23 protein-coding genes are annotated in these 25,555 nt (G+C 64.1%); 19 read left to right on the top strand and 4 right to left on the bottom strand.

Going from position 1 to position 25,555, the window contains the following annotated elements; translation table 11 throughout:
- The first annotated feature begins 41 nt into the window (after window positions 1-41).
- The 4 genes from IVB27_RS11130 to boxB all read left to right on the top strand — a co-directional run bounded on the left by IVB27_RS11130 (window position 42) and on the right by boxB (window position 5,993).
- The gene (locus IVB27_RS11130; RefSeq protein WP_247443562.1) at window positions 42-1,583 is read left to right on the top strand and encodes a benzoate-CoA ligase family protein; all 1,542 of its coding nucleotides are present in this window, start codon (window positions 42-44) and stop codon (window positions 1,581-1,583) included.
- An 8-nt stretch (window positions 1,584-1,591) separates the two neighbouring features.
- Complete coding sequence (locus IVB27_RS11125) at window positions 1,592-2,410, top strand: alpha/beta fold hydrolase (RefSeq protein WP_247443561.1); 819 nt, start codon at window positions 1,592-1,594, stop codon at window positions 2,408-2,410.
- Between the two features lie 294 nt (window positions 2,411-2,704).
- Window positions 2,705-4,393, top strand: coding sequence for a 2,3-epoxybenzoyl-CoA dihydrolase (gene boxC, locus IVB27_RS11120; RefSeq protein WP_247443560.1), 1,689 nt, complete (start codon window positions 2,705-2,707; stop codon window positions 4,391-4,393).
- Between the two features lie 148 nt (window positions 4,394-4,541).
- On the top strand, window positions 4,542-5,993 hold the full coding sequence (gene boxB / locus IVB27_RS11115; RefSeq protein WP_247443559.1) for a benzoyl-CoA 2,3-epoxidase subunit BoxB: 1,452 nt from the start codon (window positions 4,542-4,544) through the stop codon (window positions 5,991-5,993).
- Between the two features lie 178 nt (window positions 5,994-6,171).
- Here boxB and IVB27_RS11110 read toward each other — a convergent pair whose 3' ends face one another.
- Window positions 6,172-6,981 carry an SDR family oxidoreductase gene (locus IVB27_RS11110; protein ID WP_247443558.1) on the bottom strand — a complete coding sequence of 270 codons (810 nt, stop codon included), beginning with the start codon at window positions 6,979-6,981 and terminating at the stop codon, window positions 6,172-6,174.
- Window positions 6,982-7,165: 184 nt separating this feature from the next.
- Window positions 7,166-8,224 (bottom strand): polysaccharide deacetylase family protein, encoded by a 1,059-nt coding sequence (locus tag IVB27_RS11105; protein WP_247338722.1) that lies wholly within the window; start codon window positions 8,222-8,224, stop codon window positions 7,166-7,168.
- A 164-nt stretch (window positions 8,225-8,388) separates the two neighbouring features.
- Here IVB27_RS11105 and IVB27_RS11100 point away from each other — a divergent pair, with 164 nt between their 5' ends.
- The 10 genes from IVB27_RS11100 to phoB all read left to right on the top strand — a co-directional run bounded on the left by IVB27_RS11100 (window position 8,389) and on the right by phoB (window position 18,350).
- Window positions 8,389-9,783: an OmpA family protein gene (locus IVB27_RS11100; RefSeq protein ID WP_247443557.1), complete on the top strand. Its 1,395-nt coding sequence runs from the start codon at window positions 8,389-8,391 to the stop codon at window positions 9,781-9,783.
- Between the two features lie 2 nt (window positions 9,784-9,785).
- Window positions 9,786-10,088, top strand: coding sequence for a hypothetical protein (locus tag IVB27_RS11095; RefSeq protein ID WP_247443556.1), 303 nt, complete (start codon window positions 9,786-9,788; stop codon window positions 10,086-10,088).
- Window positions 10,089-10,539: 451 nt separating this feature from the next.
- Window positions 10,540-11,595, top strand: a complete 1,056-nt coding sequence (locus IVB27_RS11090; RefSeq protein ID WP_247443555.1) for a putative bifunctional lysylphosphatidylglycerol flippase/synthetase — start codon at window positions 10,540-10,542, stop codon at window positions 11,593-11,595.
- A gap of 34 nt (window positions 11,596-11,629) precedes the next feature.
- Window positions 11,630-12,928: an ATP-binding protein gene (locus IVB27_RS11085; RefSeq protein WP_247443554.1), complete on the top strand. Its 1,299-nt coding sequence runs from the start codon at window positions 11,630-11,632 to the stop codon at window positions 12,926-12,928.
- Window positions 12,929-13,072: 144 nt separating this feature from the next.
- Window positions 13,073-14,086 carry a phosphate ABC transporter substrate-binding protein PstS gene (pstS, locus tag IVB27_RS11080; RefSeq protein WP_247443553.1) on the top strand — a complete coding sequence of 338 codons (1,014 nt, stop codon included), beginning with the start codon at window positions 13,073-13,075 and terminating at the stop codon, window positions 14,084-14,086.
- A gap of 152 nt (window positions 14,087-14,238) precedes the next feature.
- The gene (pstC, locus tag IVB27_RS11075) at window positions 14,239-15,228 is read left to right on the top strand and encodes a phosphate ABC transporter permease subunit PstC (RefSeq protein ID WP_247338767.1); all 990 of its coding nucleotides are present in this window, start codon (window positions 14,239-14,241) and stop codon (window positions 15,226-15,228) included.
- 4 nt (window positions 15,229-15,232) lie between these two features.
- Entirely contained in the window at window positions 15,233-16,078 is an 846-nt protein-coding gene (gene pstA / locus IVB27_RS11070; protein WP_247443551.1) for a phosphate ABC transporter permease PstA, read from the top strand.
- Window positions 16,075-16,896, top strand: a complete 822-nt coding sequence (pstB, locus tag IVB27_RS11065) for a phosphate ABC transporter ATP-binding protein PstB (protein ID WP_247443550.1) — start codon at window positions 16,075-16,077, stop codon at window positions 16,894-16,896. The genes pstA and pstB overlap by 4 nt, the downstream gene beginning before the upstream one ends.
- An 11-nt stretch (window positions 16,897-16,907) precedes the next feature.
- Complete coding sequence (gene phoU / locus IVB27_RS11060; RefSeq protein ID WP_247443549.1) at window positions 16,908-17,624, top strand: phosphate signaling complex protein PhoU; 717 nt, start codon at window positions 16,908-16,910, stop codon at window positions 17,622-17,624.
- Window positions 17,625-17,639: 15 nt separating this feature from the next.
- Complete coding sequence (gene phoB, locus IVB27_RS11055; RefSeq protein ID WP_247443548.1) at window positions 17,640-18,350, top strand: phosphate regulon transcriptional regulator PhoB; 711 nt, start codon at window positions 17,640-17,642, stop codon at window positions 18,348-18,350.
- A gap of 129 nt (window positions 18,351-18,479) precedes the next feature.
- On the opposite strand, the gene IVB27_RS11050 is transcribed toward phoB, so the two are convergent.
- A complete protein-coding gene (locus IVB27_RS11050) occupies window positions 18,480-18,992 on the bottom strand; it encodes a GcrA family cell cycle regulator (protein WP_247443547.1) in 513 nt (170 codons plus the stop codon).
- A 454-nt stretch (window positions 18,993-19,446) separates the two neighbouring features.
- Here IVB27_RS11050 and IVB27_RS11045 point away from each other — a divergent pair, with 454 nt between their 5' ends.
- From IVB27_RS11045 to IVB27_RS11035, 3 genes are all read left to right on the top strand, one after another.
- Entirely contained in the window at window positions 19,447-20,649 is a 1,203-nt protein-coding gene (locus tag IVB27_RS11045; protein WP_247443546.1) for an aspartate aminotransferase family protein, read from the top strand.
- Window positions 20,649-21,584, top strand: coding sequence for an ornithine carbamoyltransferase (argF, locus tag IVB27_RS11040; protein ID WP_247338700.1), 936 nt, complete (start codon window positions 20,649-20,651; stop codon window positions 21,582-21,584). The genes IVB27_RS11045 and argF overlap by 1 nt, the downstream gene beginning before the upstream one ends.
- Before the next feature lie 160 nt (window positions 21,585-21,744).
- Window positions 21,745-22,752 (top strand): Hsp33 family molecular chaperone, encoded by a 1,008-nt coding sequence (locus IVB27_RS11035; RefSeq protein WP_247443545.1) that lies wholly within the window; start codon window positions 21,745-21,747, stop codon window positions 22,750-22,752.
- Between the two features lie 132 nt (window positions 22,753-22,884).
- Here IVB27_RS11035 and apaG read toward each other — a convergent pair whose 3' ends face one another.
- Entirely contained in the window at window positions 22,885-23,289 is a 405-nt protein-coding gene (apaG, locus tag IVB27_RS11030) for a Co2+/Mg2+ efflux facilitator ApaG/CorD (RefSeq protein ID WP_247338696.1), read from the bottom strand.
- 215 nt (window positions 23,290-23,504) lie between these two features.
- On the opposite strand from apaG, the gene IVB27_RS11025 reads away from it, so the two are divergent.
- The gene (locus IVB27_RS11025) at window positions 23,505-24,770 is read left to right on the top strand and encodes an OpgC domain-containing protein (RefSeq protein ID WP_247443544.1); all 1,266 of its coding nucleotides are present in this window, start codon (window positions 23,505-23,507) and stop codon (window positions 24,768-24,770) included.
- Entirely contained in the window at window positions 24,770-25,549 is a 780-nt protein-coding gene (locus IVB27_RS11020) for an SGNH/GDSL hydrolase family protein (RefSeq protein WP_247338693.1), read from the top strand. The genes IVB27_RS11025 and IVB27_RS11020 overlap by 1 nt, the downstream gene beginning before the upstream one ends.
- Window positions 25,550-25,555 lie beyond the last annotated feature (6 nt).

Raw genomic sequence — 25,555 nt, 5'->3', positions numbered from 1 at the left:
TCTTTCTATGAATTATAATTCTAAATTCGGGGGAGAAGTCCGTGAGCGAGGGATCCTATAACGCGGTGACCTGGCTGCTCGACCGGAACGTCGAGGAGGGGCGCGGCAACAAGACCGTGTTCGACGACACCGTCTCCCGGCTCACCTATGGCGAGCTCCAGCACCAGACCCGCCGCACCGCCAACATGCTGCGCCGGCTCGGCGTCCGCCGCGAAGAGCGCGTGGCCATGATCATGCTGGATACGGTCGATTTCCCCGTCGTGTTTCTGGGTGCGATCCGCGCCGGCATCGTGCCGGTGCCGCTCAACACGCTGCTGACATCAGATCAATACGCCTACATCCTCGCCGACTGCCGCGCGCGCGTGCTGTTTGTCTCCGAGGCCCTCTATCCCGTCATCAAGGATGTCGTCGGCCGCATGCCCGATCTCGAGCATGTCGTGGTGTCCGGCGCCAAGCTCAACGGCCACAGGCAGCTCGCTGAAGAGCTCGCGGGCGAGAGCGACCGGTTCACGACCGCCGTGACGCATCCCGACGAGCCGGCGTTCTGGCTCTATTCCTCAGGCTCGACCGGCATGCCCAAGGGCGTGCGCCACATCCATTCGAACCTGCAGGCGACCGCCGATACTTACGCGAACCAGGTGCTTGGCATCCGCGAGAACGACGTTTGTCTCTCTGCGGCAAAGCTGTTCTTCGCCTATGGCCTCGGCAATGCGCTGACCTTTCCGATGTCGGTCGGTGCCACCGTGGTGCTCAACAGCGAACGGCCGACGCCGGCGCGCATGTTCGACCTGATGAACCGCTACAATCCTTCGATTTTCTACGGCGTGCCGACATTGTTCGCGGCGATGCTCAACGACGAGGCGATGAAGAGCGAGCGCGGCGGCAGCGCCTTGCGCATCTGCACCTCGGCCGGCGAGGCGCTGCCGGAATCCGTCGGCAACAGCTGGAAGGCGCGCTTCAACGTCGACATCCTCGACGGCGTCGGCTCGACCGAGCTGTTGCACATCTTTCTGTCGAATGCGCCCGGCGACATCAAATACGGTTCCTCCGGCAAGCCGGTGCCGGGCTATGCAGTGCGGCTCGTCAACGAGGCCGGCCAGGATGTCGCCGATGGCGAGGTCGGCGAGCTGTTGGTCGACGCGCCCTCCGCCGGCGAAGGCTACTGGAATCAGCGGCACAAGAGCCGCCGCACCTTCGAAGGTCCGTGGACCCGCACCGGCGACAAATACGTTCGCGACAGTGATGGCCGCTACACTTTTTGCGGTCGCGCCGACGACATGTTCAAGGTCTCCGGCATCTGGGTCTCGCCGTTCGAGGTCGAGAGCGCGCTGATCACGCATCCCGCCGTGCTGGAAGCCGCCGTCGTGCCCGAAGCCGATCCGGAAGGGTTGCTGAAGCCGAAGGCCTTCGTCGTGCTGCGTCCCGGCGCGACGACAACGGACTTGCAGGAGATGCTCAAGGACCACGTCAAGCAGAAGATCGGCCCCTGGAAATATCCGCGCTGGATCGACGTGGTGGATTCCTTGCCGAAGACGGCGACGGGCAAGATCCAGCGGTTCAAACTGCGGGACGGGGCGAATTGAGTAACAGCATGACCAACCTCACCCTCACCGGCTTTCTCAGCATCGGCAACGCCAGCCTCGAATACAAATGGCTGGCGCCACAAACCGCGGACGCACCGACCATCGTCATGCTGCATGAAGGCCTCGGCTCGGTCGGGCTCTGGGGCGACTTCCCGGAAAAGCTGCAGCAGGCCACCTCCGCCGGCATCTTCGTCTATTCGCGTGCGGGCTACGGCCAGTCGAGCAAGGTCGCGCTGCCGCGGCCGCTCGACTATATGCAGCGCGAGGCGCTGGACGTGCTGCCGAAGGTGCTCGATGCGATCGGCTTCAAGCGTGGCCTCCTGCTCGGCCATTCCGACGGCGCCTCGATCGCGACGATCTATGCCGGCGCGCATCAGGATCATCGCCTGAGCGGGCTCGTGCTGATCGCGCCGCATTTCATCGTCGAGGACGTCTCGGTGAAATCCATCGCCGCGATCAAGAGCACCTTCGAGACCACCGACCTGAAGGCAAAACTCGCGCGCTGGCACAAGGACGTCCACAACGCCTTCCAGGGCTGGAACGGCGCCTGGCTCGATCCGAAATTCCGCGACTGGGATATTTCCGAGTCTCTCGCCTACATCCGCGTCCCTTTGCTGATCCTGCAAGGCCGGAATGATCAATATGGGACATTGCGTCAGCTCGAAATCGCGCAGGAAGAGTGTTATTGTCCGGTAGATTTGAAAGTCATTTCAGACGCGGGACATTCCCCGCATCGTGAAGCGCCGGGGGCGACGCTTGACGCTATTGAGCAATTTGCAAAAGCGGCCCTGCGCGATGATCAGGGACTCCAGGGACGCGCCGCATGACGTTGCGGAGGCACATCGATGAATGTGCCTTCGAACGCGAGTGATCCAATGCGCGCGCTGAACTCGCGCAGCGCTTTCCGGTCCCGGCGCTGACGGCCTGCTTCAAGCCAAGCTCGGCAGGCCGCAACTGTCCAAAGCCGACTGGATCGCGCTCAGCGCCGGCTCGTGATCCCAGCGGGGGTCATGAAACAAAGTGCATGCCTCGTCCGTTAAGGGCTAGACGCGCCCAAAAAGATGCACTATTGTGCATCTAACGCGACAGCCAAAACGCATCATCAAGCTCAAGGGTGGCCCATGGCCGGGGAAGATCGGCGCCTCGCAGGCGGCGCGACATTCATCGATTTCCAGACCGAACCGTCCCGCTACCGGCACTGGAAGCTCGCGATCGACGGTGACGTCGCTACCCTGACCATGGACGTCGACGAGAACGGCGGCCTGTTCGAGGGCTATCTGCTCAAACTCAACTCCTACGATCTCGGCGTCGACATCGAGCTTGCGGACGTGGTGCAGCGGCTGCGCTTCGAGCACCCCGAGGTGAAGGTCGTGGTGATGCGCTCGGCCAAGAACCGCGTGTTCTGCGCCGGCGCCAACATCCGCATGCTCGCGGGCTCGACTCACGCTCACAAAGTCAACTTCTGCAAGTTCACCAACGAGACCCGCAACGGCATGGAAGACTCGTCGGAGAATTCCGGCCAGCGCTTCATTACGGTGGTAAACGGCTCGGCCGCCGGCGGCGGCTATGAGCTTGCGCTCGCCACCGACTACATCATGCTCGCCGATGACGGCGCATCTGCCGTTGCCTTGCCCGAAGTGCCGCTGCTGGCGGTGCTGCCCGGCACCGGCGGCCTCACGCGCGTGGTCGACAAGCGCAAGGTGCGCCGCGACCATGCCGACTTCTTCTGCACCATCGAGGAAGGCGTCAAGGGCAAGCGCGCCGTGCAATGGCGCTTGGTCGACGAGATCGCGCCGAACAGCAAGCTCGAAGGCAGGGTCGTCGAGCGTGCCAGGGAGTTTGCGGCTGCGTCGAAGCGCAACGGAAGCGGCAAGGGCATTGCTCTCTCCCCGCTCAAGCGCGTCATCGACGAGACCAGCCTGCGCTATGGCTTTGTCACCGTCGATATCGACCGCGCCGCGCGCATCGCCACGATCTCGATCAAGGCGCCTGAAGCCGCGCCGCCCGCCGACATCGACGGCATGATGGCGCAGGGTGTCGCGTTCTGGCCGCTCCAGGTGGCGCGCGAACTCGACGACGCGATCCTGCATCTGCGCATCAACGAGCTCGAGATCGCCATGCTGGTGTTCAAGAGTCACGGCGATCGCGCCCATGTGCTCGCCTGCGATGCCTTCCTCGAAGCCAACAAGGCGCACTGGCTGGTCAACGAGATCAGGCATTACTGGAAGCGCGTCTTGAAGCGCATCGACGTCACCTCGCGCACGCTGGTGACGCTGGTCGAGCCCGGCTCCTGCTTTGCCGGCACGCTCGCCGAGCTCGTCTTCGCCGCCGACCGCTCCTACATGCTGATCGGCACGCGCCAGGGCGACAACCGCCCGCCGCCGTCGATCGAGCTGTCAGCGATGAATTTCGGCCCGTATCCGATGAGCCATGGCCTGACGCGGCTTCAGTCGCGCTTCCAGGCCGACCCGTCCGATGTGGAACGCGCGGAAGCCACGATGGGCACGGCTCTGGACGCCGAGCAGGCCGAAGAGCTTGGTCTCGTCACCTTCGCGCTCGACGACATCGACTGGGACGACGAGGTCCGCGTGTTCCTGGAGGAGCGCGCCAGCTTCTCGCCCGACAGCCTCACCGGCATGGAAGCCAGCCTGCGCTTCGTCGGCCCCGAGACGATGGAATCGAAAATCTTCTCGCGTCTCACCGCGTGGCAGAATTGGATCTTCCAGCGCCCGAACGCGGTCGGCGAGGAAGGCGCGCTGCGCCGCTACGGCAGCGGCCAGAAGCCGAAATTCGATATGACGCGGGTGTGACGACTTTCGTGTCCCGGGCGCGCTGCGGCACGAAATGACGCTGCGCAGAACCGGGACCCATTACGGACCGGACAATAGGTCTCGGCTCAGCAGTGCAGCACTTCGCGCCGCACTGCATCCGGGACAAGAGATCGCAAGGAGCACGGCCATGAGCATGAACATCATGAACGTCGACTACTCGACCAAGATTCCGAACAACGTCAATCTCGCCGAAGACCGCCAGGTGCTGAAGGCGCTGGAAGGCTGGCATCCCGGCTACATGGATTGGTGGAGCGACATGGGGCCGGAAGGTTTCCAGGAGTCGCTGGTGTATTTGCGTACCGCCTACTCCGTCGATCCGCGCGGCTGGGCCAAGTTCGACTATGTGCGGATGCCCGACTATCGCTGGGGCATTCTTCTGGCGCCCCAGGAGGAGAATCGCGTCGTGCCGTTCGGCGAGCATTTTGGCGAGCCGGCCTGGCAGGAGGTCCCGGGCGAATATCGCGCCATGCTGCGCCGTCTGATCGTGATCCAGGGCGACACCGAGCCTGCCTCGGTCGAGCAGCAGCGCCACCTCGGCAAGACCGCGCCCTCGCTGTACGACATGCGCAATCTGTTCCAGGTCAATGTCGAGGAAGGCCGTCACCTCTGGGCGATGGTCTACCTGCTGCAAAAGTACTTTGGTCGCGACGGACGTGAAGAGGCTGACGATTTGTTGCGCCGCCGCTCGGGTGACGCTGACTCGCCGCGCATGCTGGGCGCCTTCAACGAGGCGACGCCGGACTGGCTGTCCTTCTTCATGTTCACCTATTTCACCGACCGCGACGGCAAGATGCAGCTGCACTCGCTGGCGCAGTCCGGCTTCGATCCGCTGTCGCGCACCTGCCGCTTCATGCTGACCGAGGAAGCGCACCACATGTTCGTCGGCGAGACCGGCATCACCCGCGTCGTGCAGCGCACCTGCGATGCGATGCGCGAAGCCGGCATCACCGATCCGTCCGACATCGCAAAAGTCCGCGCGCTCGGCGTGATCGACCTGCCGACCATCCAGAAGAAGCTGAACCTGCACTACACACTGTCGCTTGATCTGTTCGGCTCGGAAGTCTCGACCAACGCGGCCAACGCGTTCAACACCGGCATCAAGGGCCGCTATCACGAGACCCAGATCGACGACGATCACCAGCTCAAGAACGCGACCTATCCGGTGCTGAAGTTTATCGACGGCGAGATCAAGCTGGTCGACGAGCCGGCGCTGACCGCGCTCAACATGCGCCTGCGCGATGATTACAGCCAGGATTGCGTCAAAGGCATGCTGCGCTGGAACAAGGTGATCTCGTCCGCGGGCTATCAGTTTGAGCTCAAGCTGCCCAACGTCGCTTTCCACCGCCACATCGGCGAGTTCAAGGCCATCCACGCGACGCCCGACGGCCTCCTGATCGACGACGCCAATTGGGCCAAGCGCAAGGATGATTGGCTGCCCTCGACCGAGGACGGCGACTTCATCACCTCGCTGATGCAGCCCGTCACCGAGACCGGCGTGTTCGCATCCTGGATATCGCCGCCGAAGGTCGGCATCGACAACAAGCCGGGCGATTTCGAGTACGTGAAGATCGAGTCGTAGGGGTCAGGGTCTGACGCTCTCGCAATACAAATGGTGTCATCACCCGCGAAAGCGGGTGATCCAGTATTCCAGAGGCAGCGAGGCCTAGAACCGATAGGCCGCAGCGTACTGGATGCCCCGCCTGCGCGGGGCACGACACTGAGTATGAGGCGAGGGCACGCCGCCCTCGCGGCAACCCTCAGCTATCCCACCCGCTCCCCTTGATCCCCGGGTTTGCGTAAACAATTCCACCATCCACCGCGATGGTTGCGCCCACCACATAGTCGCCCGCGCGCGAGGCGAGATAGATCGCGGCACCCGCCATGTCCTCGTCGGTGCCGATGCGCCCCGTGGGCACGCGGGTCGAGACCTCGTCGCTGTGGTCGCGCGCGGCGCGGTTCATGTCGGATTTGAACGGGCCCGGCGCGATCGCGGTGACCACGACATGGTCGGAGATCAGCTTCACGGCCATGCGCCGCGTCAAATGGATCAGCCCGGCCTTGCTCGCCGCATAGGAATAGGTCTCGCCCGGATTAACGAAAATGCCGTCGATCGAGGCGATGTTGATCACCTTTGCTGGCCGCTCTGCCGAGGCCGCCGCGCGCAGCATCGGCGCCAGCGCCTTGGTCAGGAAGAACGGCGCCTTGAGGTTGAGGTTCATCACCTTGTCCCAGCCGCTCTCGGGAAACTCGTCGAACTCCGCGCCCCAGGCGGCGCCCGCATTGTTGACGAGGATGTCGAGTTTTGGCTCGCGCTTCCCAAATTCACTCGCGAGCAGCTCGGCGCCAGCGAGCGTCGAGATGTCGATCGGCAGCGCGATGCACTCGCCGCCATACTGCGCGGTGAGCTCGTTCGCGGTCGCTTCGCAAGGCCCGGCCTTGCGCGCGGTGATGTAGACCTTCGCCGCACCGGCGCTGAGAAATCCCGCCGCGATCATCTTGCCGATGCCGCGCGAGCCGCCGGTCACCAGCGCGACGCGGCCTTTGAGCGAGAACAGATCGTTGAACATGATGCCTCCCTTGGTTTGCGCTGGTTGTGAGCGGGGTGGGGAGGGGAGTCAACTCAGCTCGTCGTCAGCTCCGCCCTCATCCTGAGGAGCGCGCCAGCGCGTCTCGAAGGATGCGGGCGGCCCATCCTTCGAGACGCGCTCCTTCGGAGCGCTCCTCAGGATGAGGTCTGAGTGTGCGGTTGGATCAAGCCGCCGCGATCCTTCGAAAGCCATTCCACATCGCGGTCGCGGCGCCTGAGGTCAGCACCGGCAAAATTCGCGTGTCCTGGTAATTGCCGTTGAGCGAGACGCGTGGCAGCGCGGTCATGTGGCCGGCGTTCTCGGCGAACAGCATACCGGGCCGCGTCGTCACCGCGGTCTTGAAACCGGCGGCCGCCGCAAGGGCGAATTCACGCTCGCCTGCGGCTTGGCGGTCGCCATAGGGATAGGCAAGATGCTGGACATTGCGGCCGAGCGCCTGCTCGATCCGCGCGCGGCTCACGGCTATCTCTTGCGTGGCGATCTCTTCGCTTTGCTTGGCGAGATTGCAATGGCTGATGGTGTGGGCACCGATCGTGACCAGGGGGTCGGCGGCAAATCGCTTCACCTCGTCCCAGGACAGGCAGAGGCCGCGGCACAACGCGGTCATATCGACGCCGTACCTGGTGCAGAGCGCTTCGATCTCGCGCTTGAGATCGTGCTCGCCCGGCAATGCGCGGAGCCAGTCGTGCACGCGGTCGAATGCCGCCTGCTTGGCGGCCGGCGTCGTCGCATCGAGCCGCAGCGCGGCATTGCCGATTTTGACCTCGATCTGCTCGGTCTTGGCGATCACGGCTTCCAGCGCCTCCCACCACAGCCGCCCCGTGCCCTCGGCGAAATCGCTGGCGACATAGACCGCCAGAGGCGCGTCAAATTCGCGCAGAACCGGCAGCGCATAGTCGAGATTGTCGCGATAGCCGTCGTCGAGCGTGAAGGCGGCGAAGCGGCGGTCGAACCGGCCCCGCACCAGCCGCTCATGCAGCTCGTCCATGCTGACGATGTCGATCTCGTGCGAGCGCAAATGGCTGAGCGTGGCGCGCAGGAATTCGGGGGTGACTTCGAGATGCCGGTTCGGCTGGAAGGCGGCGTCGCGGCCCGGCCGCACGTGGTGCAGCATGAAAATAGCGCCGACGCCCGATAAAAGCGGGCGCAACAGATGGTGCGCCCCGCTGAAATAGAGTGCTCCCAGCCCGGCGCGGATGACGTTGTTTCGGAGTTGTTTCATGACCGGCGGGCGGACTCTGGCATTCCGGATTCAACTTACGGAAGAACCCTTGAAGAAAAAGTTATTCCAATTGTCCATGCAGGGCCTTTGGAAGGGCGTCATTTCCGGTTTGACAGCCTGCCAAGGGTTTGTTTTGTCTCCGGTTCCAGAGTTCGGGTCGTCGAATGCAGAAGCTTTTCAGGTGGGCCAGCAAATGGTGGCCGGGGTTAATCCCGCTGGCCGTCATGTGGGGATTTGCGGCCTGGAATAATACCTTGCCGGTCGAGGCGGACCTTTCCGCCCGGAGTTCGGCCGCCCTCAAGGACACCGTTCTGGACAAGACCCGGATCGCGGTGGACGGCCGCGACGTCAGCCTGGCCGCGGACGCGTTTTCCGAGGAGGGGCGGCGCGACGCCGTGGTGGCGGTCGAGACCGTCCCCGGCGTGCGCCTGGTCGACGACCGGACCCGCCTCGTTCCCGAGGCCAAACCCTTCGTCTGGAACGCCGAACGCGACGTGGTGCGGGTGACGCTGTCAGGCTCCGCGCCCTTGCCGTCGATCAAGGGCCGCCTGACCGAGGCGGCCCGCAAGGAGCTCGGCGGCGTCGAGGTGGCCGATCAAATGGGGCTGGCGCGCGGCGCGCCGCCGCGGTTCGAGGCGGCTGCGACGCTGCTGCTCGACCAGATCGGCAAGCTCAAGGACGGCAAGATCACGATAACGGACACCAAGGTCAATCTGTCGGGCATGGCGCGCGACCTCGGCGGCCGCGAAGCGGTCGCAGCCGCGCTCAAGAACCTGCCCGAGGGCTTCTCGATTGCTGCCAACGACGTCAAGGCGCCGCCCTACGTCTTCCAGGCCTACAAGGATCCGGTGGCCGCGACGGTGACGCTGACCGGTTATGTTCCCGACAACAATGTCCACACGGCAATCGTCACCAGCGCGTCGCGGAAATTCTTCAACGAAAAGGTCGTCGACAATCTCAAGGCCAGCCTCGGCGCGCCCGGCGCCTTCAACCCCGCCGTGGTCGCAGCGCTCGGCGGGCTGTCGCGACTGTCGACCGGCACGCTCGTCTTATCCGATCGTGAGGTAAAGCTGTCGGGCGATGCGCTCTATGAAGGGGCCGCCAACGACATCCGGGCAGGTCTCGGCAAGGATTTCCCGAAAAACTGGCAGTACAAGCCGGAAATCACGGTGAAACCCGCGGCCGGCCCGGTCGACGGCACCGTGTGCCAGCAATTGTTCTCGGAGCTGCTGGCCAAGGCCAAGATCCGCTTCGGGGCGAAACGCGCCGACATCGATCCGGATTCCGCCGGCATTCTCGATCATCTGATCGAGACGGCGCTGCGATGCCCCACCACCAATATCGAGGTCGCCGGGCATACCGATGCCGACGGTGAGGACGCCTTCAACCAGGCTCTCTCGCAGAAGCGCGCGCAGGCGGTGATCGATTATCTGGTCAAGGCCGGCCTGCCCGCCAGCCGCTTCACCGCGGTCGGCTATGGCAGCACGCAGCCCGTCGCCGGCAACGCCACCGAAGACGCCAAGGCGCAGAACCGCCGCATCGAATTTTTGGTGAGGTGACGATGCCCTATCTCGTCTCGTTTCATCTGGGCTGGCTGATCGGCTCGCTGCTGCTCGGCTTTTGCATGGGCTGGATCTCGGTGGTCCAGCGCGGCAACGGCACCTCGAAAGTGACCGCGCGCTGGCTCGCCGTGCTTGCGGCCGCCCTGGTCGCCGTCTCGTTCGCGCATGTGGTCCCCGGCCGTTTCGGCTACTGGCTCGACCTCGCCCTGATCATGTTCGCCTGCTACCTCTTCGGCTGCACCATCGGCGCCTGGCTGCGCGACCGTGTGGTCTCGCGCACCGCGCCGCCGGCCGCTCTGTGATGTTGCCGTGCCCCCTTGACCACGGGAGTCAGGGTCGGGCTGCGCGGCCGTTCGGCACATCGGAAAACCGCGATCAAGCGCTCAAGTCACCCCTCTTTCAAGAGGTGGGTGCGGCCCATAGATTGACGTCGGCTTAAGCCGTGACGGAACATTGTGCGGTCGAAATCATCAAAACTTCATGGCGACTGCGCAGGATCGCCATGGAGATTCGCGTCAGTCTTGCCGCCGAAAGCGCCAAACCGCGCATCAGGAGCCCGTAACCCTGCCTAAAATACTGAAGGCACGAGTTTTTGTTCGAATTGCCGAATTCCACTCCGCCCAAAAACGCGCTAGGGGAGAGGAAGGGGGCCTGCGCGATGCCGGAGCCGGCGGCGAGGGTTCGTTGAGCGCCTGCGTGTCGTCCGCCTGTTCGCCGGCCACCCTGGCCGCTGAAGCGTTGTTCGAGGTTTAGATGCTGGAAGCCATACGCAGGGCGATGTCGTTTCTGCGCCAGAAGCAAGTCCTGCATAAGCTTGGAGTTGTGATCAGCGTCGCGGTCATCGGCATCGCTTGCTACGTGCTCTACCACATGCTGCGCGGCATCGATGTCAACGAGGTCCTCGAAGCGATCAAGAGCACCGAGCCGAGCCAGATTGCGATGGCGGGGCTCTTCGTCGCTGCGGGCTATTTCACGCTGACCTTCTACGATCTGTTCGCCGTGCGCGCGATCGGCCACGCCCACGTGCCCTATCGCATCAACGCGCTCGCCGCCTTCACCAGCTATTCGATCGGCCACAATGTCGGCGCCAGCGTCTTCACCGGCGGCGCGGTGCGCTACCGCATCTATTCGGCCTACGGCCTGAACGCGATCGACGTCGCAAAAATCTGTTTCCTCGCCGGCCTGACTTTCTGGCTTGGCAATGCCGCCGTGCTGGGCCTCGGCATCTCCTATCATCCTGAGGCCGCCGCGGCGATCGACCAGCTGCCGCCCTGGCTGAACCGGGCGCTGGCGATGATGATCATCGTCGGGCTGGTCGCCTATGTGGTTTGGGTCTGGACCCAGCCGCGGATGGTCGGTCGCGGACCCTGGACAGTGATGCTGCCGGGCGGCCCGCTGACGCTGCTCCAGATCACGATCGGCATCATCGATCTCGGCTTCTGCGCGCTCGCGATGTACGTGCTGGTTCCGGACGAGCCCAATCTCGGCTTCGTGGTGGTCGCGGTGATCTTCGTCTCGGCCACCTTGCTCGGCTTTGCCAGCCATTCGCCCGGGGGCCTTGGCGTGTTCGACGCCGCCATGCTGGTCGGCCTCTGGCAGATGGACCGCGAGGAACTGCTGGGCGGCATGCTGCTGTTCCGTGTGCTCTATTATCTGTCCCCCTTCGTCATATCTGTAGTCTTGCTGACGTTTCGCGAGGTTATCATCGGCGCACGATCGAAACGCTTGCAGCAGGCCGCGCTCAAGCTCGACCCCGGCCCCGCGCCTAAAGCCGCTTATGTGAGAAAGCGCAGCGACAGCGGCGCCTGACCGGCGCAAATAGTCTCAGGAGAAGCCCGCCCCGATGGCGATCGACGCCCCATCGTCTCCCACCGCCCGGCCCTGGTCCGACCGGCTGCGGCACTCGACCATCATCCTGATCGCCGCAGCCCTGGCGCTGTCGGTGGTGGTCTCGCTCGGCGAATTGTCGGTGATGCGGGCGGCGACGGTGTTCCTCTGCATCGCGGCCGCAGCGCTGATCCCGTGGCGCCTGCACGATACTGCCGCCTCGCGCGAAGACACCCGCCGCGTCAACCCCGTCGAGAGCGCGGCGGTGGCTGCGGTTGTTGCCGGAATGCCCGATCCTGCGGTGCTGCTCGACCGTGCCGGCCGCGTCATCCATCTCAACGCTGCGGCCGCCCAGCTCGCGCCGGCGCTGCGCCGGAACGAGCTGGCCCAGTTCGCACTGCGCTCGCCGGAGATCATCACCGCTCTGCGCGAGTCGATCGCGACTACCGAGCCGCGGCGCGCGACCTATCTCGACCATGTCCCGGTCGATCGCTGGATGGAGCTGACCATCACGCCGGTGCCGGTGCCGACCACCTTCGGCGGCGCCGACAAATGCATGTTGATGACCTTCCACGACCAGACGCCGCTGCGCCGGGTCGAGGAAATGCGCGCCGATTTCGTCGCCAATGCCAGCCACGAGCTGCGCACGCCGCTGGCCGCACTGTCCGGCTTCATCGACACGCTCCAGGGCCAGGCCAAGGACGATCCCAAGGCGCGCGAGCGCTTCCTCGGCATCATGCACAACCAGGCCACCCGCATGGCGCGCCTGATCGACGATCTGCTGTCGCTGTCGCGGGTGGAACTGTCAGCCCATGTGCGCCCCGACACCCTGGTCGACCTGCTGCCGATCATCTTCCAGGTCGCCGACGGGCTCGAACCGCTGGCGCGGGAACGCCGGGTCGAGGTCGAGACCCATCTGCCGGAGACGCCGGTGATGATCGCGGGCGACCGCGAGGAGCTGCTCCGCCTGTTCGAAAATTTGATCGAGAACGCGCTCAAATACGGCGCCTCGGGTGGCCGTGTCGTCGTGTCGCTGACGTCCAGTCCTGCCATTGATGGAACTCAGGAGATCCGGGTCCTGGTCCGGGATTTCGGCCCCGGCATCGCGCCGGAGCATTTGCCGCGGCTGACCGAGCGCTTCTACCGGGTCGATATCGGTGACAGCCGCTCGCAGGGCGGCACCGGCCTCGGATTATCGCTGGTGAAACATATTCTTAACCGCCATCGCGGCCGGCTTTTGATCGAAAGCGTGCCCAAGCAGGGCGCCACTTTTACCGCCTGTTTTCCCCAGGTGAAGGCCTTGATCCAGAGCTGAAATACAAGCGATTCCAATTGCTTGTCTCCGTCATCCAGCTGTCACGAAAGCTTCGTAAAAGCTCAGCTGTCCGCTCCTAAAGGAGCGGCACGGGGAGCGCGATCGGGCGCGGATGGCGCTTCGCTCCCCTGCATGGAGACCAACATGAATTTCCTCAAAACGATCGTCGCTGCTGGCTTGGTCGCCGCATCGACGACGGCGGCCTTTGCCGCCGATATCACCGGTGCCGGTGCGACATTCCCGTTCCCGATCTATTCGAAATGGGCTGACACCTACAAGAAAGAGACCGGCAACGGTCTAAACTACCAGTCGATCGGTTCCGGCGGCGGTATCAAGCAGATCCAGGCCAAGACCGTGACCTTCGGCGCCAGCGACGCGCCGCTCAAGGCCGAGCAGCTCGAAAAGGACGGCCTCGTCCAATGGCCGATGGTGATGGGTGCCATCGTTCCCGTCGTCAACATCGAGGGCGTGAAGCCCGGTGAGATGGTGTTCGATGGCGAGACCCTCGCCGGCATCTATCTCGGCAAGGTCACCAAATGGGACGACGCCGCGATCAAGAAGCTCAATCCGAACCTGAAGCTGCCGTCGGAGGCGATCACCGTGGTCCGCCGTTCGGACGGTTCGGGCACCACCTTCAACTTCACCAACTATCTCGCCAAGGCCAGCGCTGACTGGAAGAGCAAGGTCGGTGAAGGTACCGCCGTCGAGTGGCCGGTCGGCGTCGGCGCCAAGGGCAACGAAGGCGTGTCGGGCAACATCAGCCAGACCAAGAACTCGATCGGTTACGTCGAGTACGCCTATGCCAAGCAGAACAAGCTGACCTACACCGGTCTCGTTAACAAGGCCGGCAAGCCGGTGCAGCCGACCGTCGAAGCCTTCCAGGCAGCCGCCTCCAACGCCGACTGGGCCAAGGCTCCCGGCTACTACGTCATCCTGACCGACCAGCCCGGCGAGAAGTCCTGGCCGATCACGGCGGCGACCTTCATCCTCATGCACAAGGAGGCCACCGACAAGGCGGCCTCGCAGGAAGCCATCAAGTTCTTCCGCTGGGCCTTCAAGAGCGGCGGCAAGGCGGCTGAAGAGCTCGACTACATCCCGATGCCCGAGGGCGTCGTGACCCTGGTCGAGAAGACCTGGGCTGCCGAGATCAAGAGCTAAGCTCGCGATGCTCGTGTCCCGGACGCCCTGCAGCGTGAAACGCTGCCGCGCAGAGCCGGGACCCACAACTGTGCCCCGGATCAGCATCGCATCCGGGGCACGGACCAACAAAAAACGTATACTATTTGGTACAGGGGATCGGCGTGGCAGAGATGGCCGTTCAGAGCGATATAATCGACGACGCCGGACCGTATGATCGCGCCAAGGCCTTGAGCGCGTTCAAAGTCGGGGATGTCACCTTCTACTGGATCACGCGGCTCTCCGCGATCTCGGTGCTTCTGATCCTCGGCGGCATCATCCTGTCGCTGATCGTCGGCGCCTTTCCGGCGATGAAGGAATACGGTCTCTCCTTCCTGTGGACGCAGCGCTGGGCGCCGTCCGCCGATCCGCCGGTGCTCGGCGCGCTCGGGCCGATGTACGGCACGCTCGTCACCTCCTTCATCGCGATGCTGATCGCCATCCCGGTCGGTCTCGGCATTGCGATCTTCCTCACCGAGCTCTGCCCGCAATGGCTGCGCCGCCCGATCGGCATGGCGATCGAGCTGCTCGCCGGCATCCCCTCGATCATCTACGGCATGTGGGGCTTCTTCGTGTTGGGTCCGTTCCTCGCCAACACGTTCCAGCCCTTCATGATCAAGATCTTCGACGGCGTGCCGGTGCTGGGCGCGATCTTCGCAGGTCCCCCGTCCTATCTCAGCCTGTTCAATGCCGCGCTGATTCTCGCCATCATGGTGCTGCCCTTCATCACCTCGATCTCCGTCGACGTGTTCAAGACGGTGCCTCCGGTCCTGAAGGAAGCCGCCTACGGCGTCGGCTGCACCACCTGGGAAGTCGTCCGCAGCGTGGTGATCCCCTACACCCGCGTCGGCGTCATCGGCGGCGTCATGCTGGCGCTGGGCCGCGCGCTCGGCGAGACCATGGCGGTGACCTTCATCATCGGCAACTCGTTCCGCATCTCGACGTCGATCTTTTCGCCGGGCACCACGATCTCGGCGGCGATCGCATCCGAGTTCGCCGAGAGCGACGGCCTGCACCAGTCCGGCCTGATCCTGCTCGGCCTGCTGCTGTTCGTGCTGACGTTCTTCGTGCTCGCGGGCGCGCGGCTGATGCTGATGCGTTTGGAAAAGAAGGCGGGAAACTAACGCCATGAACCCGATCTATTCACGCCGTCGCCGCAAGGACTTCGTCATCCGCGGGCTCTGCATCGCCGCGACCGCCTTCGGCGTCACCTGGCTTGCGCTGATCCTGATCACGCTGCTCTACAACGGCCTGGCTGGCCTCAATGTCCAGCTGTTCATCGAGAACACACCGCCACCCGGATCGAACGAGGGCGGCCTGCTCAACGCAATCGTCGGCTCGCTGATCATGACCGTGATCGGCGTCGGCATCGGCGCGCCGCTCGGCATGTTCGCCGGCACCTATCTCGCCGAATACGGCCGCAACGACCGGCTGACCTCGGTGATCCGCTTCATCAACGACATCCTGCTGTCGGCGCCCTCGATCATCATCGGCCTGTTCATCTACGGCGCGGTGGTGGTGCCGATGCGCGGCTTCTCGGCGATCGCCGGCAGTCTCGCGCTCGCGGTCATCGTCATCCCGGTGGTGCTGCGCACGACTGAGGACATGCTGCTGCTGGTGCCGAACGCACTGCGCGAGGCGGCCTCGGCGCTTGGCCTGCCGCGCTCGCTGGTGATCAAGCGCATCGCTTATCGTGCTGCCCGATCGGGTCTCATCACCGGCGTGCTGCTTGCGACTGCCCGCGTCGCCGGCGAGACCGCGCCGCTGCTGTTCACCGCGCTGTCGAACCAGTTCTTCAGCCTCGGTCTGAACAAGACGATGGCGAACCTGCCAGTCACCATCAACAACTTCGTGCAGAGCCCCTACGCCTATTGGAAGCAGCTGGCCTGGAGCGGCGCGCTGCTCATCACCCTGACCGTTCTTGCCCTGAATATTGGCGCGCGCATCCTTGGCGCCGAGAGGACCGCAAAATGAGTGATCTTTCCGTATCGATGAGCGCGGCCGGCGGACTGCCCCACGCGCCGGTGCTGCCCGAGGCGCCCCCCAAGGTGACCGTTCGCAACCTGAACTTCTATTACGGCGAGCACCACGCGCTGAAGAACATCAACCTGACGCTCGGCGCCAATCGCGTCACGGCGTTCATCGGCCCGTCGGGCTGCGGCAAGTCGACCCTGCTGCGCATCTTCAACCGGATGTACGACCTCTATCCGGGCCAGCGCGCCACCGGTCAGCTCATGCTCGACCAGACCAACATCCTCGACCCCAGGCTGGACCTCAATTTGCTGCGCGCCCGCGTCGGCATGGTGTTCCAGAAGCCGACGCCGTTCCCGATGACGATCTACGAAAACATCGCGTTCGGCATCCGTCTCTACGAGAAGATCTCGAAATCCGAGATGGACGGCCGGGTCGAGAAGGCGCTGCGCGGCGGCGCGCTGTGGAACGAGGTCAAGGACAAGCTCAACGCCTCCGGCCTGTCGCTCTCCGGCGGCCAGCAGCAACGCCTCTGCATCGCCCGCACCGTCGCGGTGCGGCCCGAGGTGATCCTGTTCGACGAACCCTGCTCGGCGCTCGACCCGATCTCGACCGCCAAGGTCGAGGAGCTGATCCAGGAGCTTTCCGAGGACTACACGATCGCGATCGTCACCCACAACATGCAGCAGGCGGCGCGCGTCTCCGACAAGACCGCCTTCATGTATCTCGGCGAGCTGATCGAGTTCGACGACACCAACAAGATCTTCACGTCGCCGACCGACCGGCGCACGCAGGATTACATCACCGGCCGGTTCGGCTGAGGAGACGCGACATGGGTTCTGAACATACCGCAAAGGCCTTCGACACCGACCTCCAGGAACTCACCCGGCTGGTTGCCGAGATGGGCGGCATCGCCGAGCGCATGATCGTCGATTCCGTCGACGCGCTGATCCGCCGTGACGTTCCGCTCGGCCAGCGCGTCGTCACCATCGACACCGAGCTCGACGCGCTGCAGAAGCGCATTGAGGAGCGCGCCGTGCTCACCATCGCCCGCCGTCAGCCGATGGCGGTCGATCTGCGCGAGATCGTCGGCGCCATGCGCGTCGCGACCGATCTCGAGCGCATCGGCGACCTCGCCAAGAACATGGGCAAGCGCGTCGCGGCGCTGGAGACGGATTTCCATCCGCTCAAGCTGTTCCGCGGCCTGGAGCACATGACCGACCTCGTGCAGCAGCAGGTCAAATCGGTGCTGGACGCCTATGCCGCACATGATTTGCCGGCGGCGATGGCGGTGTGGAAGGGCGACGAGGAAGTCGACGCCATCTGCACTTCGCTGTTCCGCGAGCTCCTCACCTACATGATGGAGGATCCGCGCAACATCTCGTTCTGCATCCATTTGATGTTCTGCGCCAAGAACATCGAGCGGATCGGCGACCACGCCACCAACATCGCCGAGACCGTGTTCTACATGATCGAGGGCCAGGCGATCACCGACAAGCGGCCGAAGGGCGATATGACGACCTTCGCCACCTCGATACCGAACACCTAGGGAGCAACGACCCAGATGGGCGCACGCATTATGGTGGTTGAGGACGAGGAAGCCCTGACCGAGCTTCTCCGCTACAACCTCGAAGGCGACGGCTATGACGTCGAGACGGTCATGCGCGGCGACGACGCCGACACCCGTCTCAAGGAGCACATTCCCGATTTGATCGTGCTCGACTGGATGCTGCCGGGCCTGTCAGGCATCGAATTGTGCCGGCGGCTTCGCACCCGTCCCGAGACCAAGCAGCTCCCGATCATCATGCTCACCGCGCGCGGCGAGGAAAGCGAGCGGGTGCGGGGTCTTGCGACCGGCGCCGACGATTACATCGTCAAGCCGTTCTCGGTGCCGGAGCTCCTGGCGCGCGTGAAGGGCCTGCTGCGGCGCGCAAGCCCCGAGCGGCTCGCCACCGTGCTCGCCTTTGGCGACATCGAGCTCGACCGCGACAAGCGCCGCGTGGCGCGCTCGGGCCGGCCGATCGATCTCGGCCCGACCGAATATCGCCTGCTGGAGTTCTTCCTGGAGCATCCGGGGCGGGTGTTCTCGCGCGAGCAACTGCTCGACAGCGTCTGGGGCCGCGACATCTACATCGACGAGCGTACCGTCGACGTGCATATCGGCCGCCTGCGCAAGCTGCTCAATCTCGGCCGCGAGCAGGACCCGATCCGCACCGTCCGCGGCGCCGGCTACGCGCTGGATGATCGTTTTGCCAAGGCGGAGCAGCAGGCGTAACTCGCTTCAAGCTCCGCCGTCGTTCCGGATCGACACGCGCTTTTGGCACGCTTGTCCGGGACGACATCAAGTGGGCCGAGGCGTCATCGTGTGACGGCGCCGCCCTTGCAGTCAGCTAAATCCGCTAGCTCAGCGCGGGCTCGGCTTCACCGGTGCGCGGCGCCGATCCGACGCCGGCTGATACGCGACGCGCGAGTGTTGTGCGCAATAGGGCAGGCCGGACAGCGCCTTGCCGCCGCAGAAGAAGAAGTCCGGGGTCGAGGGATCGCCGACCGGCCAGTGGCAGGTCGCCTCGTTCAGCTCGAGCAGCGTCAGCCGCTGGCTCATCGGCACCACGTTGTCGTAGGTGACCGGTTCGGCCTCCACTTCGACCTCGAAGGCCTGTGCCAGCGCGGTGTTGCCGCGCGAGATCGGGCGGGTCACCCGCATCATATGCTGCGCGGGGCGCGCCTTGCGCGGCCGGGGCGCTGCCGATGAAGGGCTCTTGGCGCGACCCGACAGGCCGAGCCTGTGCACTTTGCCGATCACGGCATTGCGGGTCACATTACCGAGCTCAGCCGCGATCTGGCTGGCCGAAAGTCCGGCCTCCCAGAGCTTTTTAAGCTGCTCGACGCGATCATCGGACCAGGTCAAAACTGTCATTGCACCCTTTCCCTCGCTGCCGGCCTGCCATCCTGGCGCCTCGCAGCGAATGCCTAAGCCTTTAAAAACCCGTGCCGCCAGAATCCCTTAAGGCTCGCCGGGCGTGACTAGAACGCCCGAACGTTTACGCCGGTACATAAGGACTTAGAGATCAGAACCACTGCACGAGATGTCGTATCTGACAATCCAAACGCTACAATATGGCGTGACTCCCGCGCAAGAGTCCGCCGACTCGCTTCCACATGTTCCGTGGTGAAATCCGCGAAATCAGCACCGCAAGACTACGGATTCAGCGTTTCGCGAGGCTTTCCGGGCGGCATTGACACCCGTCTTCCCAAGCATAAGATAGTGACACGTGCCGCCCCGAAAAGGCGGCACGTTTCGTTTTCCGGGCCGGTCAATGGTGCGTTGCGCAATGCACGCGTCACACCGTCCGCAACATCCAAGTGACATCATGACCAACAGCGCAGCGCCGCATTTGCTCCCCGTTTTCGCCAGAACCGACCTCGGTTTCGAGCGCGGCGAAGGCTGCTGGCTGATTGCGACCAATGGCGAGCGCTATCTCGATTTCACCTCGGGTGTCGCGGTGAACGCGCTCGGCCATGCCCATCCCGCGCTGGTCAAAGCGTTGCAGGAGCAGGCCACGAAGCTCTGGCACATGTCGAACCTGTTCCAGAGCCCGGATGGCGAGAAGCTCGCCAACCGCCTCTGCCATGAGAGTTTTGCGGACTTCGTGTTCTTCTGCAATTCCGGCGCCGAGGCGCTGGAGGGCGTGATCAAGCTGGTCCGCCATCATCACTTCTCCCAAGGGCATCCGGAACGTTACCGCATCATCACCTTCGAAGGCGCGTTCCACGGCCGCACGCTGGCGACGCTGGCCGCGACGGGATCTGCAAAATATCTGGAAGGTTTTGGTCCGCCGATGGATGGCTTCGACCAAATCCCGCATGGCGATATCGAGGCCGTGAAGAAAGCGATCGGTCCGCAGACCGCCGGCATCCTGATCGAGCCGATCCAGGGCGAGGGCGGCGTGCGCTCGGCAACCCCGGCCTTCCTCAAGGCACTGCGCCAGCTCTGCGACGACAAGGGCTTGCTGCTCGCGTTCGACGAGGTGCAGACCGGCATGGGCCGCACCGGCGATCTGTTCGCACACCGCCGTCTCGGCGTGACGCCCGATGTGATGTCGCTGGCGAAGGCGCTCGGCGGCGGCTTTCCGATCGGCGCGGTGCTGGCGACCGCGAATGCGGCGGCCGGCATGGGGCCCGGCTCGCACGGCTCGACCTTCGGCGGCAATCCGCTCGCGATTTCGGCTGCGAATGCCGTGCTCGACGTCATGCTCAAGCCCGGCTTCTTCGACCACGTGCAGAGGATGTCGCTGCTGCTCAAGCAGAAGCTCGCCTCCGTGATCGACCGTCATAGCGATGTCGTCAGCGAAGTGCGCGGCGAGGGCCTGCTGATCGGCATCAAGGCCGTGGTGCCTTCAGGCGATCTCGTTGTAGCCTTGCGCGACGAAAAGCTGCTCACCGTCGGCGCCGGCGACAATGTCGTACGTTTCCTGCCGCCTTTGATCGTCACCGAAGCCGAGATCGAGGACAGCGTTGGGCGGCTCGAACGCGCCTGCACCGCGTTGTCCGGCAACAAGCGGGCGGCAAGCTGATGAGCAAGTCGCCCAATAAAGCACCGAAGCACTTCCTTGATATCGACGCGCTGCCGCTGTCGGAGCTCAAGAGCATGCTGGCCGCGTCCTCCGCGATGAAGGCGAAGCAGAAGGCGCATCAGCCGGTCAGGCCGCTTGAAGGCAAGACGCTGGCGATGATCTTCGAGCGCCCCTCGACGAGGACGCGGGTGTCGTTCGATGTCGCTATGCGCCAGCTCGGCGGCGAACCCATCATGCTCACCGGCGCGGAGATGCAGCTCGGCCGCGGCGAGACCATCGCCGACACCGCGCGCGTGCTGTCGCGCTATGTCGACGCCATCATGATCCGCATTCTCAATCACGATGCCCTGCTCGAGCTCGCGGCGAACGCCACCGTTCCTGTCATCAACGGCCTGACGCGGCGTTCGCATCCCTGCCAGGTGATGGCTGATCTCATGACCTATGAGGAGCATCGCGGCCCGATCGAGGGCAGGACTGTGGCCTGGACCGGCGACGACAACAACGTGCTCGCCTCCTGGGCGCACGCCGCCGAACGCTTCAAGTTCCAGCTCAACGTCGCGACGCCCCCGGAGCTCGCGCCGAAAAAGGCGATGCGCGATTTCATCAAGGCGACCGGCGCGCCGATCATGCTCGGCAGCGATGCCGAAGCCGCCGTGCGCGGCGCCGATTGTGTCGTCACCGACACCTGGGTGTCGATGGGCGACAAGGAAGGCGAGCATCGCCACAACGTGCTCAAGCCCTATCAGGTCAACGCCCAGCTGATGTCGCTGGCCAAGCCCGATGCGCTGTTCATGCACTGCCTGCCCGCCCATCGCGGCGAGGAGGTCACCGACGAGGTGATTGACGGCCCGCAATCCGTCGTGTTCGACGAGGCCGAAAACCGCCTGCACGCGCAGAAGGGCATTCTGGCCTGGTGCTTCGACGCGGTGAAGTAGGCGCGGGGCGCGCGGTGAAGGCGAAGTCGGTTTGTTTCGCCGTCCTGGCTTTCGCCAGGACGGCACCGAACTTGCGGTATCGTGTGTAACCATAGCTGCGCCCGGAACACGCTGCCCGCGCCCCCTTCCATTTCCGCTCTCCGACCCCAGATAAAGCGCCATGATTTCCCAATCCCCTGACATGAAAACCGGGCCCGAAGGCCCGGTTCGCGCACCATCCGCGGTTCCGGTCGACGACGCCGTGCTGCCCTACGAGGTCGACGCGCTTGACGTGCGCGGTCGCCTGGTGCGGCTTGGTCCGGCGCTCGACGATATCCTGACCAGGCACGATTATCCGGCGCCTGTCGGCAAGCTGCTCGGCGAGGCCATCGTGCTGACCACGCTGCTCGGCTCGGCGCTGAAGTTTGAAGGCCGCTTCATCCTCCAGGCCCAGACCGACGGTCCGGTGTCGTTCCTGGTCGTCGATTACATGGCGCCGGATCGCCTGCGAGCCTACGCACGTTTCGACGCCGCGCGCCTCGGCGATGCCAAAGATTCCGGCGCGCTGCTGGGCCACGGTCATCTCGCCATGACCGTCGACCAGGGGCCCGAGATGAGCCGCTACCAGGGCTTGGTTGCGCTCGACGGCGGCAGCCTGGAAGACGCAGCTCACGAGTACTTCCTGCGCTCCGAGCAAATCCCGACGCGCGTGCGTCTCGCCGTCGGCGAGGAGTGGCGTTCGAACGATGGCGGCAAGCATCGCTGGCGTGCCGGCGGCATGCTGATGCAGTTCCTGCCGAAGGCACCTGAGCGCGCGCGGCAGGCCGATCTGCATCCCGGCGATGCGCCCGAAGGCGTCGAGGTGCATAGCGTCGCTGAAGACGATGCCTGGGTCGAGGCGCGCTCGCTGATCGAAACCGTCGAAGACGTCGAGTTGATCGATCCCGAGCTCTCCGGCGAGCGGCTGCTCTACCGTCTCTTCCACGAGCGCGGCGTGCGCGTGTTCAATCCACTGTCCTTGAAGGCGCAATGCTCCTGCTCGCGCGATGCGGTCGCATCGATGCTGAAGAGCTTTTCGTCCGACGACCGCGCCGCCATGGTCAAGGACGACAAGGTCGTCGTGACCTGCGAGTTCTGCAGTTCGGTGTACGATTTCACGCCGGCCGAGGCGGGCGTGGAAGACGCTTGAGGCATTGGACCGTGTCGCCATCCGGGTCCCGGCTCTGCGCAGCAACGCTCGCGCGTTGCAGCGCGTCCGGGACACGAGAGTCATGACGCCGTCGGGGAAGCCGCGCCCCAAAAGGCCGCGCCGCCGCCTATCTCAGTTCAACACCCGCTTGTTGTCCGGGCTGTCCAGCGAGAATGTTGGCACCTCGACCTCGAAGCGTTCGCCGCTGGCGCTGACCATCTGGTAACGGCCGGTCATGAAGCCCGAGGCGGTCGTGAGTGGCACGCCGGAGGTGTATTCGAAGCGTTCGCCGGGGGCGAGCGTCGGCTGCTCGCCGACGACACCCTCGCCCTTCACTTCCTGCTGCCGGCCGGTGGCATCGGTGATGATCCAGTGTCGCGTCTTGAGCTGCACGGTCTCGTCGCCGGAATTGATGATGACAATGGTGTAGGACCAGAAATAGCGGGAGCGGTCGGCCGACGACTGCTCCGGAACAAAGTTCGGCTCGACGGTCACTTCGATCTGGTGGGTCACGGCGCGGTACATGATTGCCATCATACCGAAATCCGCCGGGGAACCAAACGCCGGAGGCGGCCTTGGTGACATCGTCCCGCCAGAATTCGAAAGGAAGTACACATCCAGGTGTATTTTCAGGTGTATTTGCAAGTGTACTTGCATGTGATCCGGTCGCTTTGCGAGATGACGGCCGGACCGGTACACTCCTTGCCACGTCTTACCACGTCGCGATTTTGCGGAAGGGTTTTTAGGCCCCGATGACCATTGCCGACCAAGTGACGGGATCGACGGTCGCAGGAACCGCCAAGCCTCTGCAGGCCAACCCTGCAGGTGCCAGGCCGCGCACGGCCTCGCCGGCTATTTCGCTGCCGGCCATCGGCGAGCGCGAGCTCCGACTCGATCTGTTCCGCGGCCTCGCGCTGTGGCTGATTTTTATCGACCATTTGCCGCCGAGTCTTCTGACCTGGTTCACGATCCGCAATTACGGCTTCAGCGACGCCACCGAGATCTTCATCTTCATCTCAGGCTATACCGCCGCCTTCGTCTACGGCCGGGCGATGCTGGAGTCCGGCGTCGTCGTCGCCACCGCGCGCATCCTGCGGCGCGTCTGGCAGATCTATGTCGCCCACGTCTTCCTGTTCACGATCTTCCTTGCGGAAATCTCCTACGTCGCGACCAGGTTCGAGAACCCGCTCTACACCGAAGAGATGGGCATCATGGATTTCCTCAAGCAGCCCGACGTCACGATCGTGCAGGCGCTGCTGCTGCGCTTTCGTCCCGTCAACATGGACGTGCTGCCGCTCTACATCGTGCTGATGCTGGCGCTGCCGTTGATCCTGTGGCTGATGAAATGGCGCCCCGACGTGACGCTCGGCCTCTCGGTCCTGCTCTACGCGGTGACCTGGGAATACGACCTCTATCTGTCGGCCTATCCGAACGGCTTCTGGGCGTTCAATCCCTTCGCCTGGCAATTGCTGTTCGTGTTCGGTGCCTGGTGTGCGCTCGGGGGCGCACGACGCATGTCGCGCATTCTGGCTTCGCGGGTGACGATGTGGATCTCGATCGCCTATCTGGTCGCGGCATTCTACGTGACGCTGACCTGGTATGTGCCGCAGCTGTCCCAATTCATGCCGAAGCTGCTCGAGCAGTGGATGTATCCGATCGACAAGGCCGATCTCGACGTGCTGCGCTTCACGCATTTCCTGGCGCTGGCCGCGCTCACGGTGCGCGTCCTGCCGCGGGACTGGCCGGGCCTGAAATCGCCTTGGCTGCGGCCGCTGATCCTGTGCGGCTCGCATTCCCTGGAGATATTCTGTCTCGGCGTCTTCCTTGCCTTTGCCGGCCATTTCATCCTGGCCGAGGTCGCGGGGGGCCCGGCCCTGCATGCGCTGATTAGCCTCTCGGGAATCCTGATCATGTGGGCCATGGCCTGGGTGATTTCGTGGTACAAGCGCGTGGCTGACAAAAGCGGTTCGAAAACCAAAAGCGCCGTCGGCAGCGCCGATATGGCGGGAGGGGGCTGATGAAGGCGAAGGTTTTCCTGAGCCTGATCCTGCTGTGCGGTGGTCTCGCCGCGCCTTCGGCGCGCGCGGGCGATGCTGCGCCTGCTGCTTCGGCCGCGCCTCCAGCCTGCGAATTGCCGTCCTATCTGCTCACCAGCGAAAGCCAGCTTCCCAAGGTCGCCGATGCCGTCAAGGCCGGCAAGCCGCTCGAAATCCTGGTGATCGGCAGCCGCTCGACCACGATTCCAGCCTCCGAAGACGCCTCCTATCCGGCGCGGATGCAGGCCATCCTGAAGGACAAGCTGCCGCCGTCCGAGACCGTGCACGTCTCCGTAGAAATACAGAGCAAGAAGACGGCAGAGGAAGCGGCCGCCAGCTTCGTTAAGCTGATGGAAGCAAAAACGCCTACTTTGGTCATCTGGCAGACCGGGACTGTCGATGCTATCCGAGCAATCGATCCCGATGATTTTCGTGGCGCGGTAACCGAAGGGGTTGCTGCGCTGCAAAAGGCAGGGGCTGACGTCGTCTTGATGAATTTGCAGTACAGCCCGCGCACCGAAACCATGATCTCGGTGCCGCCATACCTCGACAATATGCGGGTGGTGGCGCAGGAGCACGATATCCCGCTGTTCGATCGTTTCGCGATCATGCGGCAGTGGAATGATCAGGGGCAGTTCGACCTGTTCAGCCCGTCGCGCGGGCTTGAGCTGGCGAAACAGGTCCATGATTGCCTTGGCCGGGCGTTGGCACAGTTCGTCATCGACGCTGCCCATCTGGAGCCGGCCCAGCAGCAAAATTGAGGTCTA

The organism is Bradyrhizobium sp. 197 (genome assembly GCF_023073375.1).
GTDB lineage: Bacteria > Pseudomonadota > Alphaproteobacteria > Rhizobiales > Xanthobacteraceae > Bradyrhizobium.
This window is presented reverse-complemented; position numbering and strand designations above follow the sequence as displayed.

Excerpts from the sequence above, each read along its gene's own strand:
- IVB27_RS11110 (WP_247443558.1), bottom strand. The coding sequence starts at position 6,981 with ATGTTCAACGATCTGTTCTCGCTCAAAGGCCGCGTCGCGCTGGTGACC.
- IVB27_RS11085 (WP_247443554.1), top strand. The coding sequence starts at position 11,630 with ATGGCGATCGACGCCCCATCGTCTCCCACCGCCCGGCCCTGGTCCGAC.
- apaG (WP_247338696.1), bottom strand. The coding sequence starts at position 23,289 with ATGATGGCAATCATGTACCGCGCCGTGACCCACCAGATCGAAGTGACC.
- argF (WP_247338700.1), top strand. The coding sequence starts at position 20,649 with ATGAGCAAGTCGCCCAATAAAGCACCGAAGCACTTCCTTGATATCGAC.
- pstC (WP_247338767.1), top strand. The coding sequence starts at position 14,239 with ATGGCCGTTCAGAGCGATATAATCGACGACGCCGGACCGTATGATCGC.
- IVB27_RS11020 (WP_247338693.1), top strand. The coding sequence starts at position 24,770 with ATGAAGGCGAAGGTTTTCCTGAGCCTGATCCTGCTGTGCGGTGGTCTC.
- boxC (WP_247443560.1), top strand. The coding sequence starts at position 2,705 with ATGGCCGGGGAAGATCGGCGCCTCGCAGGCGGCGCGACATTCATCGAT.
- IVB27_RS11090 (WP_247443555.1), top strand. The coding sequence starts at position 10,540 with ATGCTGGAAGCCATACGCAGGGCGATGTCGTTTCTGCGCCAGAAGCAA.
- IVB27_RS11095 (WP_247443556.1), top strand. The coding sequence starts at position 9,786 with ATGCCCTATCTCGTCTCGTTTCATCTGGGCTGGCTGATCGGCTCGCTG.
- IVB27_RS11035 (WP_247443545.1), top strand. The coding sequence starts at position 21,745 with ATGATTTCCCAATCCCCTGACATGAAAACCGGGCCCGAAGGCCCGGTT.
- IVB27_RS11105 (WP_247338722.1), bottom strand. The coding sequence starts at position 8,224 with ATGAAACAACTCCGAAACAACGTCATCCGCGCCGGGCTGGGAGCACTC.
- pstS (WP_247443553.1), top strand. The coding sequence starts at position 13,073 with ATGAATTTCCTCAAAACGATCGTCGCTGCTGGCTTGGTCGCCGCATCG.
- phoB (WP_247443548.1), top strand. The coding sequence starts at position 17,640 with ATGGGCGCACGCATTATGGTGGTTGAGGACGAGGAAGCCCTGACCGAG.
- IVB27_RS11050 (WP_247443547.1), bottom strand. The coding sequence starts at position 18,992 with ATGACAGTTTTGACCTGGTCCGATGATCGCGTCGAGCAGCTTAAAAAG.
- IVB27_RS11025 (WP_247443544.1), top strand. The coding sequence starts at position 23,505 with ATGACCATTGCCGACCAAGTGACGGGATCGACGGTCGCAGGAACCGCC.
- phoU (WP_247443549.1), top strand. The coding sequence starts at position 16,908 with ATGGGTTCTGAACATACCGCAAAGGCCTTCGACACCGACCTCCAGGAA.
- pstB (WP_247443550.1), top strand. The coding sequence starts at position 16,075 with ATGAGTGATCTTTCCGTATCGATGAGCGCGGCCGGCGGACTGCCCCAC.
- IVB27_RS11100 (WP_247443557.1), top strand. The coding sequence starts at position 8,389 with ATGCAGAAGCTTTTCAGGTGGGCCAGCAAATGGTGGCCGGGGTTAATC.
- boxB (WP_247443559.1), top strand. The coding sequence starts at position 4,542 with ATGAGCATGAACATCATGAACGTCGACTACTCGACCAAGATTCCGAAC.
- pstA (WP_247443551.1), top strand. The coding sequence starts at position 15,233 with ATGAACCCGATCTATTCACGCCGTCGCCGCAAGGACTTCGTCATCCGC.
- IVB27_RS11125 (WP_247443561.1), top strand. The coding sequence starts at position 1,592 with ATGACCAACCTCACCCTCACCGGCTTTCTCAGCATCGGCAACGCCAGC.
- IVB27_RS11045 (WP_247443546.1), top strand. The coding sequence starts at position 19,447 with ATGACCAACAGCGCAGCGCCGCATTTGCTCCCCGTTTTCGCCAGAACC.